Annotated in this window: 15 protein-coding genes; all 15 read left to right on the forward strand. The window is 53.8% G+C overall.

The annotated features are described in order from the left end of the window. The 15 genes from HX884_RS12580 to HX884_RS12650 all read left to right on the forward strand — a co-directional run bounded on the left by HX884_RS12580 (position 1) and on the right by HX884_RS12650 (position 16,604). Positions 1-2,379, forward strand: a complete 2,379-nt coding sequence (locus HX884_RS12580) for a DMSO/selenate family reductase complex A subunit (protein WP_178328263.1) — start codon at positions 1-3, stop codon at positions 2,377-2,379. After that, positions 2,376-3,005 carry a DMSO/selenate family reductase complex B subunit gene (locus tag HX884_RS12585; protein ID WP_102752270.1) on the forward strand — a complete coding sequence of 210 codons (630 nt, stop codon included), beginning with the start codon at positions 2,376-2,378 and terminating at the stop codon, positions 3,003-3,005. The genes HX884_RS12580 and HX884_RS12585 overlap by 4 nt, the downstream gene beginning before the upstream one ends. Further along, positions 2,998-3,786 carry a DmsC/YnfH family molybdoenzyme membrane anchor subunit gene (locus HX884_RS12590; protein WP_058651807.1) on the forward strand — a complete coding sequence of 263 codons (789 nt, stop codon included), beginning with the start codon at positions 2,998-3,000 and terminating at the stop codon, positions 3,784-3,786. Before HX884_RS12585 ends, HX884_RS12590 begins: the two co-directional genes overlap by 8 nt. After that, the gene (locus tag HX884_RS12595; protein WP_178328264.1) at positions 3,786-4,661 is read left to right on the forward strand and encodes a 4Fe-4S binding protein; all 876 of its coding nucleotides are present in this window, start codon (positions 3,786-3,788) and stop codon (positions 4,659-4,661) included. Before HX884_RS12590 ends, HX884_RS12595 begins: the two co-directional genes overlap by 1 nt. 124 nt (positions 4,662-4,785) lie before the next feature. Beyond that, positions 4,786-5,217 (forward strand): nucleoside-diphosphate kinase, encoded by a 432-nt coding sequence (ndk, locus tag HX884_RS12600; protein ID WP_003860625.1) that lies wholly within the window; start codon positions 4,786-4,788, stop codon positions 5,215-5,217. A 169-nt stretch (positions 5,218-5,386) separates the two neighbouring features. Next, on the forward strand, positions 5,387-6,553 hold the full coding sequence (locus HX884_RS12605; protein WP_178328265.1) for a bifunctional tRNA (adenosine(37)-C2)-methyltransferase TrmG/ribosomal RNA large subunit methyltransferase RlmN: 1,167 nt from the start codon (positions 5,387-5,389) through the stop codon (positions 6,551-6,553). Between the two features lie 291 nt (positions 6,554-6,844). Next, positions 6,845-7,858, forward strand: coding sequence for a cytoskeleton protein RodZ (rodZ, locus tag HX884_RS12610; RefSeq protein ID WP_023620375.1), 1,014 nt, complete (start codon positions 6,845-6,847; stop codon positions 7,856-7,858). A gap of 26 nt (positions 7,859-7,884) precedes the next feature. Beyond that, the gene (gene ispG, locus HX884_RS12615; RefSeq protein WP_178328266.1) at positions 7,885-9,003 is read left to right on the forward strand and encodes a flavodoxin-dependent (E)-4-hydroxy-3-methylbut-2-enyl-diphosphate synthase; all 1,119 of its coding nucleotides are present in this window, start codon (positions 7,885-7,887) and stop codon (positions 9,001-9,003) included. A gap of 81 nt (positions 9,004-9,084) precedes the next feature. After that, positions 9,085-10,359: a histidine--tRNA ligase gene (hisS, locus tag HX884_RS12620; RefSeq protein WP_013098276.1), complete on the forward strand. Its 1,275-nt coding sequence runs from the start codon at positions 9,085-9,087 to the stop codon at positions 10,357-10,359. A 13-nt stretch (positions 10,360-10,372) separates the two neighbouring features. Continuing rightward, positions 10,373-10,993 (forward strand): YfgM family protein, encoded by a 621-nt coding sequence (locus HX884_RS12625; RefSeq protein ID WP_013098275.1) that lies wholly within the window; start codon positions 10,373-10,375, stop codon positions 10,991-10,993. A 10-nt stretch (positions 10,994-11,003) separates the two neighbouring features. After that, positions 11,004-12,182 (forward strand): outer membrane protein assembly factor BamB, encoded by a 1,179-nt coding sequence (gene bamB / locus HX884_RS12630; protein ID WP_029882244.1) that lies wholly within the window; start codon positions 11,004-11,006, stop codon positions 12,180-12,182. 112 nt (positions 12,183-12,294) lie between these two features. Beyond that, positions 12,295-13,770 carry a ribosome biogenesis GTPase Der gene (der, locus tag HX884_RS12635; protein ID WP_128311652.1) on the forward strand — a complete coding sequence of 492 codons (1,476 nt, stop codon included), beginning with the start codon at positions 12,295-12,297 and terminating at the stop codon, positions 13,768-13,770. Between the two features lie 227 nt (positions 13,771-13,997). Continuing rightward, on the forward strand, positions 13,998-15,251 hold the full coding sequence (locus HX884_RS12640) for a site-specific integrase (RefSeq protein WP_178328268.1): 1,254 nt from the start codon (positions 13,998-14,000) through the stop codon (positions 15,249-15,251). Positions 15,252-15,365: 114 nt separating this feature from the next. Beyond that, entirely contained in the window at positions 15,366-16,238 is an 873-nt protein-coding gene (locus HX884_RS12645; RefSeq protein ID WP_178328267.1) for a hypothetical protein, read from the forward strand. Positions 16,239-16,385: 147 nt separating this feature from the next. Continuing rightward, positions 16,386-16,604: an AlpA family transcriptional regulator gene (locus HX884_RS12650; RefSeq protein ID WP_032653018.1), complete on the forward strand. Its 219-nt coding sequence runs from the start codon at positions 16,386-16,388 to the stop codon at positions 16,602-16,604. The last annotated feature ends 44 nt before the right edge of the window (positions 16,605-16,648 follow it).

The raw sequence follows: 16,648 nt of genomic DNA on the forward strand, positions 1-16,648 counted from the left end.
ATGACAAAAATAAAAAGCCAGGGAGACGGCCTTTTACCCGCTGTATCCCGACGTCAGTTTATCCAGGCCGGGTCGGCGCTTGCTGCCCTGCCGTTTGTCGCCCGCGTTGGCAAAGCAGAGTCGAGTGAAGGCACCGCTGCACAAGACGAGCCTGCGGAAAACATTATTCAGACCTGCAGCACATTTGACTGCGGGGGGAAATGTGATATTCGGGCCCACGTCAACGATGGCGTGGTGACCCGAATTTCCACGCGCCCGGATAATGAGCTGGATCCGCAAATGCCGGTGATGCGCGCCTGCGTTCGTGGCCGGGCTTACCGGAAATTTGTTTACCATCCTGACCGTTTAAAATATCCGATGAAACGCGTGGGTAAGCGCGGTGAAGGAAAATTTGAACGTATTTCGTGGGATGAAGCTACCACGCTTATTGCCGAACGGTTAAAAACGATCACGCAACAATACGGCGCAGCCTCGCGTTATGTTCATGTGGGTACGGCGGTTTCCGGGGGCACCTTTTCCGGGGATAAGATGGTCCGTCGTTTGCTCAACTTAACCGGCGGATACCTTGAAAGCTATCATTCGGTCAGTATGGGCAATACAGCTGCCGCGACGCCTTACACCTACGGCACCGCCGCCAGCGGCAGTTCGCTGGATACACTGCAGGATACCCGGCTGGTGATCCTCTGGGGTCATAACCCAACGGAGACCATTTTTGGTCACAGCAACCACTATTTCCAGAGGATGAAGCAAAACGGCACGCGTTTTATCGTGGTTGATCCACGCTACTCAGATACCGTTTCATCCCTTGCCGATCAATGGATCCCCTTATTACCGACGACCGATAACGCGCTGATGGACGCGATGATGTACGTTATCGTCACGGAAAACCTGCACGATCGCGAATTTATTCAGCGCTATACTCTGGGCTTCGATGAAGCCTCAATGCCTGAAGGTGTGCCCGCCAACGAGTCTCTTGTCGCCTATCTGACCGGTGCGAAAGATGGAGTGGTGAAAACTCCCGAATGGGCAGAGCAAATTACCCATGTGCCAGCGCAGACCATCCGGCAGCTGGCACGCGACTATGCCACAACAAAACCTGCCGCGTTAATTCAGGGCTGGGGTCCACAGCGCCACAACTGCGGCGAACGCACCGCGCGTGGCTCTACGCTGCTGGCAACGCTGACGGGCAATGTTGGCGTAAAAGGTGGGTGGGCTGCAGGATATGGTGGTTGTGCCAACCGGAAATTTGCGGTCGGTCCTGACATGCCGGATAACCCGGTCAAAGCAAAAATATCGGTGATGAACTGGGTTCAGGCCGCTGACGATGCCTCACAGGTCACACCGGATGTCGGCCTGAAGGATGCTGAAAAGCTCGACAGTAATATCCGCATTCTGTTTTCTCTGGCGGGTAACTATCTTGCTAACCAGAACCCCGATCTGCACCAGGCGACACGGGTATTGGAAGACGAGTCGAAAATTCAGTTCATCGTGGCAAGCGATCTCTTCATGACGCCGAGTGCCCGCTATGCCGATCTTCTGCTGCCGGAAACCAGCTTTATGGAACGCTGGAATATCGGTGAAACCTGGGGGACCGCAAGCTATCTGATCCTGTCGGAAAAGCTGATCAAACCCGAATTTGAACGCCGTTCAGACTATGACTGGCTGCGCGAAGTAGCCGCTAAGCTGGGTATCGAACCGGCCTTCAGCCAGGGGCGGGATGAAAAGGCGTGGATTGAACACATATGGGAGCAGACACGCCTGGCGATGCCAGAGGAAAACTTGCCTGACTTCGCGACGTTGCAAAAGACGCGGCAACATCTCTTTAAAAGCGCACCGTATGTCGCTTTTGAGGACAATATTCGCGACCCGCAAAATCATCCCTTCCCGACGCCATCCGGAAAAATTGAGATCTTCTCGAAGCGTCTTTACGACATGCATCACCCGGAAATCCCTGCGCTGTCGCATTACGTGCCAGCCCATGAAGGACCGGAGGATGAACTGGCGAAGACGTTCCCGCTACAGCTCATTACCTGGAAGGGGAAAAACCGCGCCAACTCCACTCAGTATGCCAACCCATGGCTGATTGAGGTTCAGCAGCAAAAGTTATGGATTCACCCACAGGACGCGCAAAAACGCGGTATTGCGCAGGGAGATACCGTGCGTATTCACAATGCACGGGGCATTTGTGAAATCCCGGCCGAAGTCACGCCGCGCATCATTCCTGGCGTTGTTGCCATGCAGGCTGGCGCCTGGTGGCAGCCGGACGAGCGGGGCATTAATAAAGGTGGCTGCGCGAACGTGCTCAGCTCCGCCCGTATTACCGCACTTGCGAAAGGGAATTCTCATCAAACCATGCTGGTGGAGGTAGCAAAAGCATGAGTCAGTTTAAACACTACGCGCCGGTGAGCGACAAACAGCTGGGCTTCTATATCGACTCATCCCGCTGCTCGGGCTGCAAGGCCTGCCAGGTGGCATGCAAAGATAAAAACAACCTTGAACCCGGGCGTCGTTTCCGTCGCGTGTACGAAATCAACGGCGGGAATTTCATCCCAACCGGCCAGGGCGGCGTCAGCAATAACGTTTTTGCCTACACACTTTCTGTCTCCTGCAATCACTGTGCGGATCCTGTCTGCACCAAAAACTGCCCGACCACCGCGATGCATAAGCGTCCGGGTGACGGCATCGTGCGCGTCGATACGGATAAGTGCGTCGGCTGTGGATACTGTGAGTGGTCATGCCCCTATGGCGCGCCGCAGCTCAACGAGCAGACCGGGCAGATGTCCAAATGCGATTTTTGCGTGGATCTGCAGGCGAAAGGCGAACAGCCTGTCTGCGTGGCAACCTGTCCCCTTGAAGCGATCAAATTCGGGCCGATTGATGAACTTCGGGCGAAATACGGTGTGGTCTGTGACGTGAAGGGATTGCCTGATTCCTCCATCACCAAACCGAACCTGGTGATCAAAGCACATCAGGGCGCAGAGAAAGAGGGGACACGTCATGCATGAGTTACCGTTGCTGATTTTTACCCTGTTCCTTCAGGGATCGGTAGGCGTTACGCTCTGGCTGGCGCTCGGAGACGCGCAGGCTTCGCCGCGTAACGCGCTGCTGCCTGCTGCCGGGGCATTCGTGCTGGCCTGCCTGGGGCTGCTCGCCTCGGCGCTGCATATGGGCTACCCGCTCAATGCTCTCAACGCGCTGCGCCACGTATCCAGCTCCTGGCTGAGCCGTGAGATTGTATTTGCCAGCCTTTACCTTGCGGCGCTTGGTCTTGCGACGCTGCTGATGTTCGCGAAAAAACCAGGCTGGAAGCCGCTTCTGGCGGTGGCGGGTCTTGTCGGGCTGGTGGACGTGTTCTGCATGGCGCAGATTTATATCCATACGTCGGTTGTTACCTGGCAGCACATCAACACGCTGGTGCTGTTCATCGGCTCGGTGGGAATCATTGGCTCAGCCTGCGTGGCCGTTGGGGCGCCTTCCCGGATTAACCTGCGCGCGGCGGTTGTGATTATTACGCTGCTGGTGCTTGTGCGTCTGGTGATGCAGCCCGTCTGGCTGGCCGACATTACAGCCATGGACAACACCGTTGTGACATTCCCTCACGCTCCGTTACGGATGCTGGAGCAACTGCGCACGGTGCATCTGCTGAGCTGGTGCGTTTCCGTTGCGGGCATGCTGTGTTTTGCCGCGGGCGGTCTGAAGGCCGCGCGAGGCCCGGTGCTGCTGGGCAGCGCATTACTGATTGTGGGTGAGCTGATGCTGCGCTTCGTTTTCTTCAGTATTGGCTGATGGACGAATTAACGCTTATCCCGGCGATGGACGTGACGCATGCGTGCGTTCGTCGTCGTTTCCGCCATGCCTCCTGCCACGCCTGTGCGGACGCTTGCCCTGTGCAGGCGTTCACTTTTACGGACTCGGGCGTTCTGATTGATGACAGCCGTTGTATTGAATGCGGTGACTGCCTGTTTGTCTGCCCAGCCGGAGCCATTACCGGCATCGTACCGCGAAAACGCTTTTTGCGTGGAGATACGCTTGTCGGGCCGTTTGCGGAACGCGCACCTGGAGTGAATGAGCTGCTACTGTGGCACGCGCAATACCGCGTTCGTTTTATCAGTATTGAGGTGGAGCACCATCCTGACTGGCTGCTGGCGCTTGCCCGGCTTAATCTTACGCTTCGCCGACGCGGTGAAGCGGCGTGGGCATTTAAGCTCATCCCGCACAACGAGGTGAATCTCGCCCGCCGTGCGCTAATGCACGTTCCCCGCGAGGATGTTCGTGCCTGTCGCGTCATGCCCGGCCTGCGTGAGTTGCGAAGGGCTTTTCCCGCGTTTAGTGAGGCAGAGATCGCTCTCGACGCCGGAAAGTGCGTGCTGTGCGGGGCGTGCTGGCGAAGCTGTCAGGAAAAGGCGATTCGTTTTGAGAACGCCAGTCTGAGGGTGGAAACCGAATATTGCACCGGTTGCGGTGGTTGTGAAGCGGTTTGCCAGCATGCGGCGATAAAAGTGACACAAACAGAGGGAATAGCGAAAACGGTAACCATGCCCGCATATGAGGCCAATTGCCAGACGTGCCGCCGTCGGTTCTGGTCATTTACGCATGAAGAAAAGCAGTGCCCGCTCTGTTTCCACCATCACTACGGGATGCGAAATCTGTCCTGTTGCTAATCTTCGTCTCATTTTAAAAAAATGTTATGTATAACCATAGGCAATGGCGCTATTGCTCTTTATAATCCGCGCCACACCATACTCAGGTATGCAAAAACAACAGAACATTTTACAGAGGTTATCAATGGCTATTGAACGTACTTTTTCCATCATCAAACCAAACGCGGTGGCAAAAAACGTTATTGGCAGCATCTTCGCTCGCTTTGAATCAGCAGGGTTTAAGATCGTTGGCACCAAAATGCTGCATCTGACCGTTGAGCAGGCTCGCGGTTTCTACGCTGAGCATGAAGGTCGCCCATTCTTTGACGGTCTGGTTGAGTTCATGACCTCTGGCCCGATCGTGGTATCCGTGCTGGAAGGCGAAAATGCGGTACAGCGTCACCGTGACCTGCTGGGTGCAACCAACCCGGATAACGCGCTGGCAGGTACGCTGCGCGCTGACTACGCTGACAGCTTCACCGAGAACGGCACCCACGGTTCTGACTCTGTTGAATCTGCAGCGCGCGAAATCGCTTTCTTCTTCGCAGAAGGCGAAGTGTGTCCACGTACCCGTTAATTTAACGGTTTCGTTTACACATTATTTTCGTAAATGCCACGTGCAAACGTGGCATCCCTGCGCCAGACTTTGTACAATGCAACGCCCCGGACGAGCAGAACGCTTTCCGGGGCGTTTCTTTTCAACCCTCCATGGGCCATAACGTGTAACAACGAGGCCGGAAAATATTATGTCTGAATTAGTGAATACCTCCGAAGTCGCCACGCCTGCGGTTCCAAATAAAAATGGAAAAATTAACCTGCTGGATCTGAACCGTCAGCAGATGCGCGAGTTCTTTAAAGAGTTGGGCGAGAAGCCGTTTCGTGCCGATCAGGTCATGAAATGGATGTACCACTATTGCAGCGACAACTTTGATGACATGACTGACATCAACAAAGTGCTGCGCAACAAGCTCAAAGAAGTGGCTGAAATCCGCGCACCGGAAGTGGTGGAAGAACAACGCTCTTCAGATGGCACCATCAAATGGGCGATTGCCGTTGGCGATCAGCGTGTTGAAACCGTGTATATCCCGGAAGACGATCGCGCCACGCTGTGCGTCTCTTCTCAGGTTGGCTGTGCGCTGGAGTGCAAATTCTGCTCAACCGCGCAGCAAGGTTTTAACCGTAACCTGCGTGTATCGGAAATCATTGGCCAGGTCTGGCGTGCCGCGAAAATCGTTGGCGCGGCGAAAGTGACCGGAACCCGCCCAATTACCAACGTGGTGATGATGGGGATGGGTGAACCGCTGCTGAACCTGACTAACGTGGTTCCGGCAATGGAAATCATGCTGGACGATTTCGGTTTTGGCCTCTCCAAACGTCGCGTGACGCTCTCTACGTCAGGCGTGGTTCCGGCTCTGGATAAGCTGGGTGACATGATTGACGTGGCGCTGGCCATCTCTCTGCATGCGCCAAACGATGAAATCCGCGACGAAATTGTGCCGATTAACAAAAAGTACAATATCGAAACCTTCCTTGCGGCGGTGCGTCGCTACCTGGAAAAATCCAACGCCAACCAGGGCCGCGTAACCATCGAGTACGTGATGCTCGACCACGTGAACGACGGTACCGAGCATGCGCATGAACTGGCTGCACTGCTGAAAGATACGCCGTGCAAAATTAACCTGATCCCATGGAACCCGTTCCCGAGAGCGCCGTATGGCCGCAGCTCGAACAGCCGTATCGACCGTTTCTCGAAGGTGTTGATGGAGTACGGTTTCACCACCATCGTGCGTAAAACCCGTGGTGATGATATCGATGCCGCATGCGGTCAGCTGGCGGGTGATGTGATTGACCGAACCAAACGTACCCTGCGTAAACGCATGCAGGGCGAGACGATTGCGGTCAAAGCTGTTTGATTATTATGCAATCACGGCGCATTATTGCGCCGTGAAGCATAATCTTACTGAATAATCAGTCAGATTCGTGATGACTGAGTAATAATTACGGTGCGTTTCATACGACTTTCGGGCAGTATGTAACGACGTAACAACAGTTTAGCTTCACGGGCAGGGCGCACTGTCATCTCCGGGCTGACAGTCTTATACTGACTGTTCAAGGTTAACTGACCAGAAGTTTCGCGGTGCGGGTGGCATTGTGACTCACCGGCACCTGAACCCTTATTTTTCACGTACCAGTAGTTGTAGCGAATGAATACTGAAGCCACTCACGACCAACATGAAGCACTCTCCACTGGCGTTCGTCTTCGCAACGCCCGTGAACAACTCGGACTCAGCCAGCAAGCCGTTGCAGAACGCTTGTGCCTGAAGGTTTCCACGGTTCGCGATATTGAAGAAGATAAGGCACCTGCCGATCTGGCTTCAACATTCTTGCGCGGGTATATCCGCTCTTACGCAAAACTGGTGCACATCCCTGAAGACGAATTACTGCCAATGATGGAGAAGCAGGCACCGGTTCGTGCAGCCAAAGTTGCACCGATGCAGAGCTTCTCTTTGGGCAAACGTCGTAAAAAACGTGATGGCTGGCTGATGAGCTTCACCTGGCTGGTGCTGTTTGTGGTGGTCGGCCTGACCGGCGCATGGTGGTGGCAAAACCACAAGGCGCAGCAGGAAGAGATCACCACGATGGCCGATCAATCCTCTGCCGAACTTAACCAGGCCGGAAACGGTAACGCGCAGAGCGTTCCACTGAGCACCGACAGCGCGGCAACGACCAGCGAACCACAAACCGCGACGACCGATACGCCAGCTACCGACGCTGCGCAGACCCCAGCGGCAACGGCTAACACGTCAGCGCCTCAGACGCAGGCTCCAGCGCAGGATCAAAACGCGGTGGTTGCACCTTCTCAGGCTCCTGTGGATACCGCAACGAACGCACCGGCGGCGAACACCGCTGCACCTCTGCCGACCGATCAGGCAGGTGTCGCAACGCCCGCGGTTGACCCTAACGCGCTGGTGATGAATTTCACTGCTGACTGCTGGTTAGAAGTCACTGACGCAACAGGTAAAAAACTGTTCAGCGGCCTGCAGCGTAAAGATGGCACGTTAAACCTAACCGGTCAGGCACCGTATAAACTTAAAATCGGCGCTCCGGCAGCGGTACAGATCCAGTATCAAGGAAAACCTGTCGATCTGAGCCGCTTTATCAGAACTAACCAGGTTGCACGTCTTACCGTTAATGCCGAACAATCAGCAGCACAGTAACAGACGGGCTACGCGGGAGATTTTTCATGCATAACCAGGCTCCGATTCAACGTAGAAAATCAAAACGGATTTACGTTGGGAATGTGCCAATCGGCGATGGGGCGCCTATCGCCGTCCAGTCGATGACCAATACGCGCACCACGGATGTGGAAGCGACGGTCAACCAAATCAAAGCCTTAGAACGCGTAGGCGCGGACATTGTTCGCGTCTCCGTGCCGACCATGGACGCCGCAGAGGCGTTCAAACTGATCAAACAGCAGGTCAGTGTGCCGCTGGTTGCAGACATCCACTTCGACTACCGCATTGCGCTTAAAGTTGCTGAATACGGCGTCGACTGCCTGCGTATTAACCCAGGCAACATCGGTAACGAAGAGCGTATCCGCATGGTGGTGGACTGCGCACGCGATAAGAACATCCCCATCCGTATCGGCGTGAACGCCGGTTCTCTGGAAAAAGATCTGCAGGAAAAGTACGGCGAACCCACGCCGCAGGCGCTGCTTGAATCCGCGATGCGTCACGTTGATCATCTGGATCGTCTTAACTTCGATCAGTTCAAGGTCAGCGTAAAAGCCTCCGATGTCTTCCTGGCGGTAGAGTCCTATCGTCTGCTGGCGAAGCAGATCGATCAGCCCCTGCACCTTGGGATCACCGAGGCGGGTGGCCTGCGCAGTGGCTCTGTCAAATCAGCCATTGGCCTGGGTCTGCTGCTCTCGGAAGGGATCGGCGACACCCTGCGCGTTTCGCTGGCGGCCGATCCGGTCGAAGAGATCAAAGTTGGCTTCGACATCCTGAAATCACTGCGTATCCGCGCACGTGGGATCAACTTCATTGCCTGTCCAACCTGTTCACGTCAGGAGTTTGACGTCATCGGAACCGTGAATGCCCTGGAGCAGCGTCTTGAAGACATCATCACCCCAATGGACGTCTCCATCATCGGTTGTGTGGTGAATGGCCCGGGTGAAGCGCTGGTGTCAACGCTGGGCGTCACCGGCGGTAACAAGAAAAGTGGTCTCTATGAAGATGGCATTCGTAAAGATCGTCTGGATAATAGTGATATGATCGATCAGCTTGAAGCGCGCATTCGTGCCAAAGCGTCGATGATGGACGAAGCGCAGCGCATCAGCGTTCAGCAGGTTGAAAAATAACGTGATGGGAAGCGAAGTGCTTCCCATGTATGATTGAACCCATTCTTTGGGTTCTTTTTTGTATATAGAAAGAGAATGAACGTGGCAAAAAACATTCAAGCCATCCGCGGCATGAACGATTATCTGCCTGGCGAAACCGCCATCTGGCAGCGCATTGAAGGCACACTGAAACAGGTGCTCGGCAGCTACGGTTACAGCGAAATCCGTTTGCCGATTGTAGAGCAGACCCCGTTATTCAAACGCGCGATCGGCGAAGTGACCGACGTGGTTGAAAAAGAGATGTACACCTTTGAGGACCGCAACGGCGACAGCCTGACACTGCGTCCTGAAGGTACGGCGGGCTGCGTACGCGCCGGCATCGAACATGGTCTCCTGTACAATCAGGAGCAGCGCCTGTGGTATATCGGCCCGATGTTCCGCCACGAACGTCCGCAGAAAGGTCGTTATCGCCAGTTCAACCAGCTGGGTGTAGAAGTGTTTGGCCTGCAAGGCCCCGACATTGACGCTGAGCTGATCATGCTGACCGCCCGCTGGTGGCGTGCGCTGGGCATCTCCGAGCACGTCTCTCTGGAGCTGAACTCTATCGGCTCTCTGGAAGCGCGTGCCAACTACCGCGATGCGCTGGTGGCGTTCCTTGAAGAGCACAAAGAGAAGCTGGACGAAGACTGCAAACGTCGCATGTACAGCAACCCGCTGCGCGTGCTTGATTCCAAAAATCCGGACGTGCAGGCGCTGCTGAACGATGCGCCTGCATTAGGCGATTACCTGGACGACGAGTCTCGCGAACACTTTGCTGGTCTTTGCAAACTGCTCGAAGCAGCAGGCATTGCCTATACCGTTAATCAGCGCCTGGTGCGCGGTCTGGACTACTATAACCGTACCGTGTTTGAGTGGGTTACCACCAGCCTCGGTTCGCAGGGCACCGTGTGTGCTGGCGGCCGTTATGACGGTCTGGTTGAGCAGCTTGGCGGCCGTGCCGCGCCTGCGGTTGGCTTCGCAATGGGCCTTGAGCGACTTGTTTTGCTGGTTCAGGCAGTTAATCCGGAATTTAAAGCAGATTCCGTTGTCGATATATACCTGGTGGCCTCAGGCGCGGAAACGCAGTCTGCGGCGATGCAGCTTGCTGAACGCGTGCGCGATGCACTGCCGGAGGTTAAGCTGATGACCAACCATGGCGGCGGCAACTTCAAAAAACAGTTTGCTCGTGCCGATAAGTGGGGCGCAAGTATTGCACTGGTGCTGGGTGAGTCCGAAGTGGCCAACGGCGAAGTGGTAGTGAAAGACCTGCGCTCTGGTGAGCAGACAACGGTAACGCAGGACGGCGTTGCGGCGCACTTGCGCACTCTATTGGGCTAAGGAGAAGGACTGCGTGGAAATTTACGAGAACGAACACGACCAGGTCGACGCGATCAAACGCTTCTTTGCTGAAAACGGCAAAGCGCTGGTTGTTGGGGTTATTTTAGGTGTAGGTGCATTGATTGGCTGGCGCTACTGGAACAATCATCAGGCGGATTCCGCGCGCGGCGCGTCTCTGTCCTATGAAAATACCGTGAGCGCCATTCGTGCCGATCAGCCGCAAACGCTGACGGCAGCAGAGAAATTTGCCGCTGACAACAAAAACACCTACGGTGCGCTGGCCGCGCTGGAAGTGGCTCAGCAGTACATCGACAAGAACGAACTGGATAAAGCGGCTGCCCAGCTGTCGCAGGGGCTTGCAGCCGCCAGCGATGACAACCTGAAAGCGGTTATCAATCTGCGCCTGGCCCGTATCCAGGTTCAGCAGAAAAAAGCTGATGAAGCGCTGAAAACGCTCGATACCATCAAAGGCGAAGGTTTTGCTGCCATCGTTGCCGATCTGCGCGGTGAAGCACTGCTAAGCAAAGGTGATAAAGCGGGCGCGCGTAAAGCGTGGCAAGCTGGTGTAGATAGCAATGCATCCCCTGCGCTGAGCGAAATGATGCAGATGAAAATAAATAATTTGTCCGTCTGAGAGGGACCCGATGCAATTGCGTAAATTACTTCTGCCAGGACTGCTTTCTGTTACGTTATTGAGTGGCTGTTCACTGTTCAGTGGCGAAGAAGACGTTGTGAAAATGTCCCCGCTGCCGACGGTTGAAAACCAGTTTACTCCGTCAACCGCGTGGAGTACTTCCGTGGGGGATGGAATTGGTGATTTCTATTCCAACCTGCACCCGGCTTTTGCTGACAGCGTTATCTATGCGGCTGACCGTAAAGGTACCGTAAAAGCGCTTAACGCCGATGACGGAAAAGAAGTGTGGTCCGTTAACCTGGCGGAAAAAGACGGCTGGTTCTCCCGTAAACCTGCACTGCTGTCTGGCGGCCTGACCGTTGCCGGTGGTCATGTATACGTGGGAAGCGAAAAAGCACAGGTCTATGCCCTGAACACCAGCGACGGTTCTGTTGCCTGGCAAACCACGGTTGCCGGTGAGTCTCTGTCTCGTCCGGTGGTGAGCGACGGCCTGGTGCTGATCCACACCAGCAACGGCCAGCTGCAGGCGCTGAACGAAGCCGATGGTCTGGTGAAGTGGACCGTCAACCTGGATATGCCATCACTCTCCCTGCGCGGCGAATCTGCCCCGGCGACAGCCTTTGGTGCTGCCATTGTGGGTGGTGATAACGGTCGCGTGAGCGCGGTGCTGATGCAGCAAGGTCAGATGATCTGGCAGCAGCGTATCTCTCAGGCGACGGGGTCAACTGAAATCGACCGTCTGAACGACGTCGACACGACGCCTGTTATCGTCAACGGTGTGGTTTATGCGCTGGCGTACAACGGCAACCTGACCGCGCTGGATCTGCGCAGTGGCCAGATCATGTGGAAACGTGAACTGGGCTCAGTGAATGATTTCATTGTTGATGGTAACCGCATCTATATGGTTGACCAGAATGACCGTCTGTTGGCGCTGAGCACCGATGGCGGCGTGACGCTGTGGACGCAAAGCGATCTGCTGCACCGTCTGCTGACCGCACCGGCGCTGTACAACGGTAGCCTGGTGGTGGGTGATAGCGAAGGCTACATGCACTGGATCGATCCGGAGACGGGCCGCTTTACTGCGCAGCAAAAAGTCGACAGCTCTGGCTTCCTCACCGACCCGGTTGTGGCTGATGGCAAACTGCTGATTCAGGCAAAAGACGGCACGCTGTACGCGATCACGCGTTAATTACCCGGCGGTTGTAGTATACTAAACGGCTCCTGTTCACTCAGGAGCCGTTTTGACATTTTTAAAAACGCTGCGAAAGCGACGTTATTTTGAATTTTATGAGGCTTCAAACATGGTACCTGTGGTCGCGCTTGTCGGGCGCCCTAACGTTGGAAAATCCACTCTTTTTAACCGTTTAACACGCACCCGTGATGCGCTGGTTGCGGATTTCCCGGGGCTGACGCGTGACCGTAAGTACGGTCGTGCAGAGGTGGAAGGACGCGAGTTCATCTGTATCGATACCGGTGGTATCGACGGGACAGAAGACGGCGTTGAAACCCGCATGGCGGAGCAGTCTCTGCTGGCCATCGAAGAGGCAGACGTCGTGCTGTTTATGGTGGATGCTCGTGCTGGCCTGATGCCTGCGGATTCCGCCATTGCTAAACATCTGCGTTCGCGTGAAAAACCGACCTTCCTGGTGGCGAACAAAACTGACGGTATTGATGCCGATCAGGCGATCGCCGATTTCTGGTCTTTAGGTCTGGGTGATATCTACCCGATCGCCGCATCGCATGGCCGCGGCGTGACCAGCCTGCTGGAAACCGTTCTGCTGCCGTGGGTTGACGAAGTGAACCCGCCGGAAGAGGTGGACGAAGACGCGGCATACTGGGCGCAGTTCGAAGACGATAAAGAAGGCGAAGAAGAAGAGCCTGAAGAGACATTCAACCCGCAGGATCTGCCGATTAAACTGGCCATTGTGGGGCGTCCAAACGTAGGTAAGTCTACGCTCACTAACCGTATTCTGGGTGAAGAGCGTGTGGTGGTATACGACATGCCGGGCACCACCCGTGACAGCATCTACATCCCGATGGAGCGTGATGAGCGTGAGTATGTACTCATCGACACCGCGGGCGTGCGTAAGCGCGGAAAAATCACCGATGTGGTGGAGAAATTCTCCGTCATTAAAACCCTGCAGGCGATTGAAGATGCCAACGTTGTGCTGCTGGTTATCGACGCGCGTGAAGGTATCTCCGATCAGGACTTGTCGCTGCTCGGCTTTATCCTCAATAGTGGGCGCTCACTGGTTATCGTGGTGAATAAATGGGATGGCCTGAGCAATGAAGTTCGTGAGCAGGTGAAAGAGACGCTGGACTTCCGTCTGGGCTTCATCGACTTTGCTCGCGTGCACTTTATCTCTGCGCTGCACGGCAGCGGTGTGGGTAACCTGTTCGACTCCGTGCGTGAAGCGTATGACAGCTCCACCCGTCGTCAGAGCACCGCTATGCTGACCCGCATCATGAACATGGCAGCAGAAGACCATCAGCCGCCGCTGGTACGTGGCCGTCGCGTGAAGCTCAAATACGCCCACGCCGGTGGTTATAACCCGCCAATCGTGGTGATTCACGGCAACCAGGTGAAAGACCTGCCGGATTCCTACAAGCGTTATCTGATGAACTACTTCCGTAAATCGCTGGACGTGATGGGCACCCCTATCCGTATCCAGTTCAAGGAAGGGGATAACCCGTTTGCTAACAAGCGCAACACCCTTACGCCAAACCAGATGCGTAAGCGTAAGCGTTTGATTAAGCACATTAAGAAAAGCAAATAAGCTATCAGGACGATTCACCCACCAGCACGAAATCCATAAAGCCCGCATATGCCGGGCTTTTTTGTTATCAGGGGCTATCATAACGACGCACCAGAGTGCATGATAATGTTGTACACAAGGTTGTACCCGGTTTGATATACGGCTTTTCTGGGTACAAGTGTGGTGGTTTTTGGGTGCAAAAGCTTTGTACCCATGACGGAATGAGCTGGTTTCACGGGTGTTCGCACATGCCAAAACTTACAGATATGCAAATTCGCGCTTGGGTTAAGAGCGGGGAAAGGTTCGAGGGACGTGCTGACGGTGACGGGCTGTATCTGAGGTTTCGTAAAGAGGATAAAACCCCTTTTTGGCGCTACCGCTATCAAATGGCAGGTAAGTCCAGAACTATGCTGATTGGCTCTTACTCTGACTTCCCTTTGTCTAAAGCAAGGGAGATAGCAAGGGAGCTTTCAGCACGCGTTGCGCTGGGTTATGACGTGGCAGCAGAGAAGCAGCAGCGAAAAGCCGATGCTATGGCAAAGATCGAGGCTGAGAAGAACGCCATTAACGTTTCGGCGCTTGCCGCTGAGTATTACGCCTGCCAGATAGAACCAAATTACAAACACCCTGACCTTTTCCGCAGCAGCCTACAAAAAAACATCGTGGCGCTAATCGGCAAAATGAACGTCGAGGACGTTCGCCCGCGCCATATTGATAGCATTTTGCAGGACGTACTACAGCGCGGTTCTCCCACAGTCGCTAATGATGTATTGAGAATGCTAAAGCGCCTGTTTGATTACGCTGTGGTGCGCGGAATGATTGAGGTGAACCCTGCTATATCCTTTGGCTCGAAGGATGCCGGGGGTAAGGAGCAGGGGCGAAAACGAGCCTTATCACGCGATGAACTAATCCAGTTCTTTAAAGCGCTACGCCGTGGGCGTGGGATAAGCAGGGAAAACGAGCTTACCTTCAAAATCATTCTTGCGCTGGGCGTCAGAAAGATGGAGCTATGCGCCGCTGAATGGGCTGAGTTCGATTTGAAAAACGCCGTCTGGCACCTGCCGGGCATCCGCGCGAAGAATGGCGATGATATCGATATTCCGCTGCCGCAGCCGGTAATCGAGTGGATCGAAGAAATAAGGCTCTTTGCCGGAGACAGTCGCTGGTTAATTCCGGCCAGGCGAGCCAGAACGACCTCACACGTCAGCCGCGCCACCCTGAATATGGTTATGCCCGCCGTCCTGAAAGAAATGCCGGACGTTGAGCCATTCAGTATTCACGATCTGCGCCGCACGATGCGCACTCAAATGGCAGCGTTGGGGATTGACCCTGTGATAGCTGAGCGATGCCTGAACCACAAAATACCGGGCGTTGAGGGTATCTATAACCGTCATGAATATTTCGACGAACGCAAAGCAGCGCTGGCGCAGTGGGCGGATTTGCTGGTGGCTCTGGAACGCGGCGAAGAATACAACGTTACACCGCTGAGAAAAGCGAAGTAACCAAGATATGTAAAGAATCAGAGGACAGATTGAGCCTAGCCCGACGGGGCGAAAAGCGGGAAGCCTTACCGCCTGGCTCAATCACTTTAAAGGCATGACGTAAAAGGTAGCGTTATGGCACATGGCAAATTAACTAATATCTGGGAAAAAAATTCCATCCCTCCATTACCGTGGTGCTCACTAAACAGAGCAGCAACACTATTGAAGTGCGAATTATCAGACTTTTCAGCATGGATGAATCATCTGAATCCTATGATTGAATTTAAACAAAGTTCAGTGGAAGGTACTCTGACGGTTACATTGAATAACTATGATAACCCATATGAATATGGAGATATTTCAAAAGAATATATTGACCTTATACCTGTAGCCTCACGAGGCGGATTGACTCCAACCTCGCCAATGATAGATACCGCATTCACCATCGATAAAAATAAAAAAACACTGGATTTTGTGGGCTACTTTGATGGCATGGCGTCCGTTTTGGAAGGGATGTATTTAATTGAAAATGATGAGCTAATGGTCTTTCCGCAAGATTTGTTCTGCGCGATTCCTATTGCAAAACTAGGCGCTCCATATGTTGGTGAAGACCGCCCGGTGCTGTCGGTGGATGATATTTTAATTAGACCTGTTTATGCGTATTGCTACGATGCTCAACCAATTGTTTTGAGTATGAATGATGTTTATCTAAGCAGGGGGGATATAGAGCTAATTTACAATTGTGGAGTCCAAGGCAAAGATTTACCAGAAGATAGATTGACCGTATCTGAATCAATTAAGGCTAAGCCAAAAATTAGGGAAACGGCAAAGCAATCTAGATTTATTGCCTATCTAATAAATGCTCTAGGCGTAACGCAAGGCGAACTAAAAACGCTTTCCATCAAAAATATTATGGATAGATTAAGCCATATGGCAAATGAGGTTAAATTTCCTGACGTAACGGATGACTCTTTACGGGATTGGTTGGAAAAAGCCGGTTATAGGTAATTATGGTTAGCTTTCGCCAATGAAGATGTGCCGTTAGTTTCAAGCAAACAATCTCATAACTCGGAGGAATTTTCTAAAACTCGGCGAGATTGTGAACTGCTATTGATAGCCTTTCCATCACCAGCTATCACAGGAGTTACGGGACATATGACAGCCTCTCAAGCCGCACAATCAGCACTTCCCACTACTGGATACATCCGCCGTTTTCGTATGCCGGAACTTTTGGGTGTTTCCATGCCAACTATTGACCGCTGGGTTAAGAACGGTACTCTGCCGCGCCCGGTAAAACTCACCGATAACGTGACCGCCTTTGATGCGGTAGAGATTAATAACTGGCTGGCTGAGCGCCGGGGAAAGGTGGCGTAATGGAAAAGAAAAACCGCCCCGTACAGCAGGCGGCTAACTCAGAT

It is taken from the genome of Enterobacter sp. SECR19-1250 (assembly GCF_013391025.1).
GTDB lineage: Bacteria > Pseudomonadota > Gammaproteobacteria > Enterobacterales > Enterobacteriaceae > Enterobacter > Enterobacter cloacae.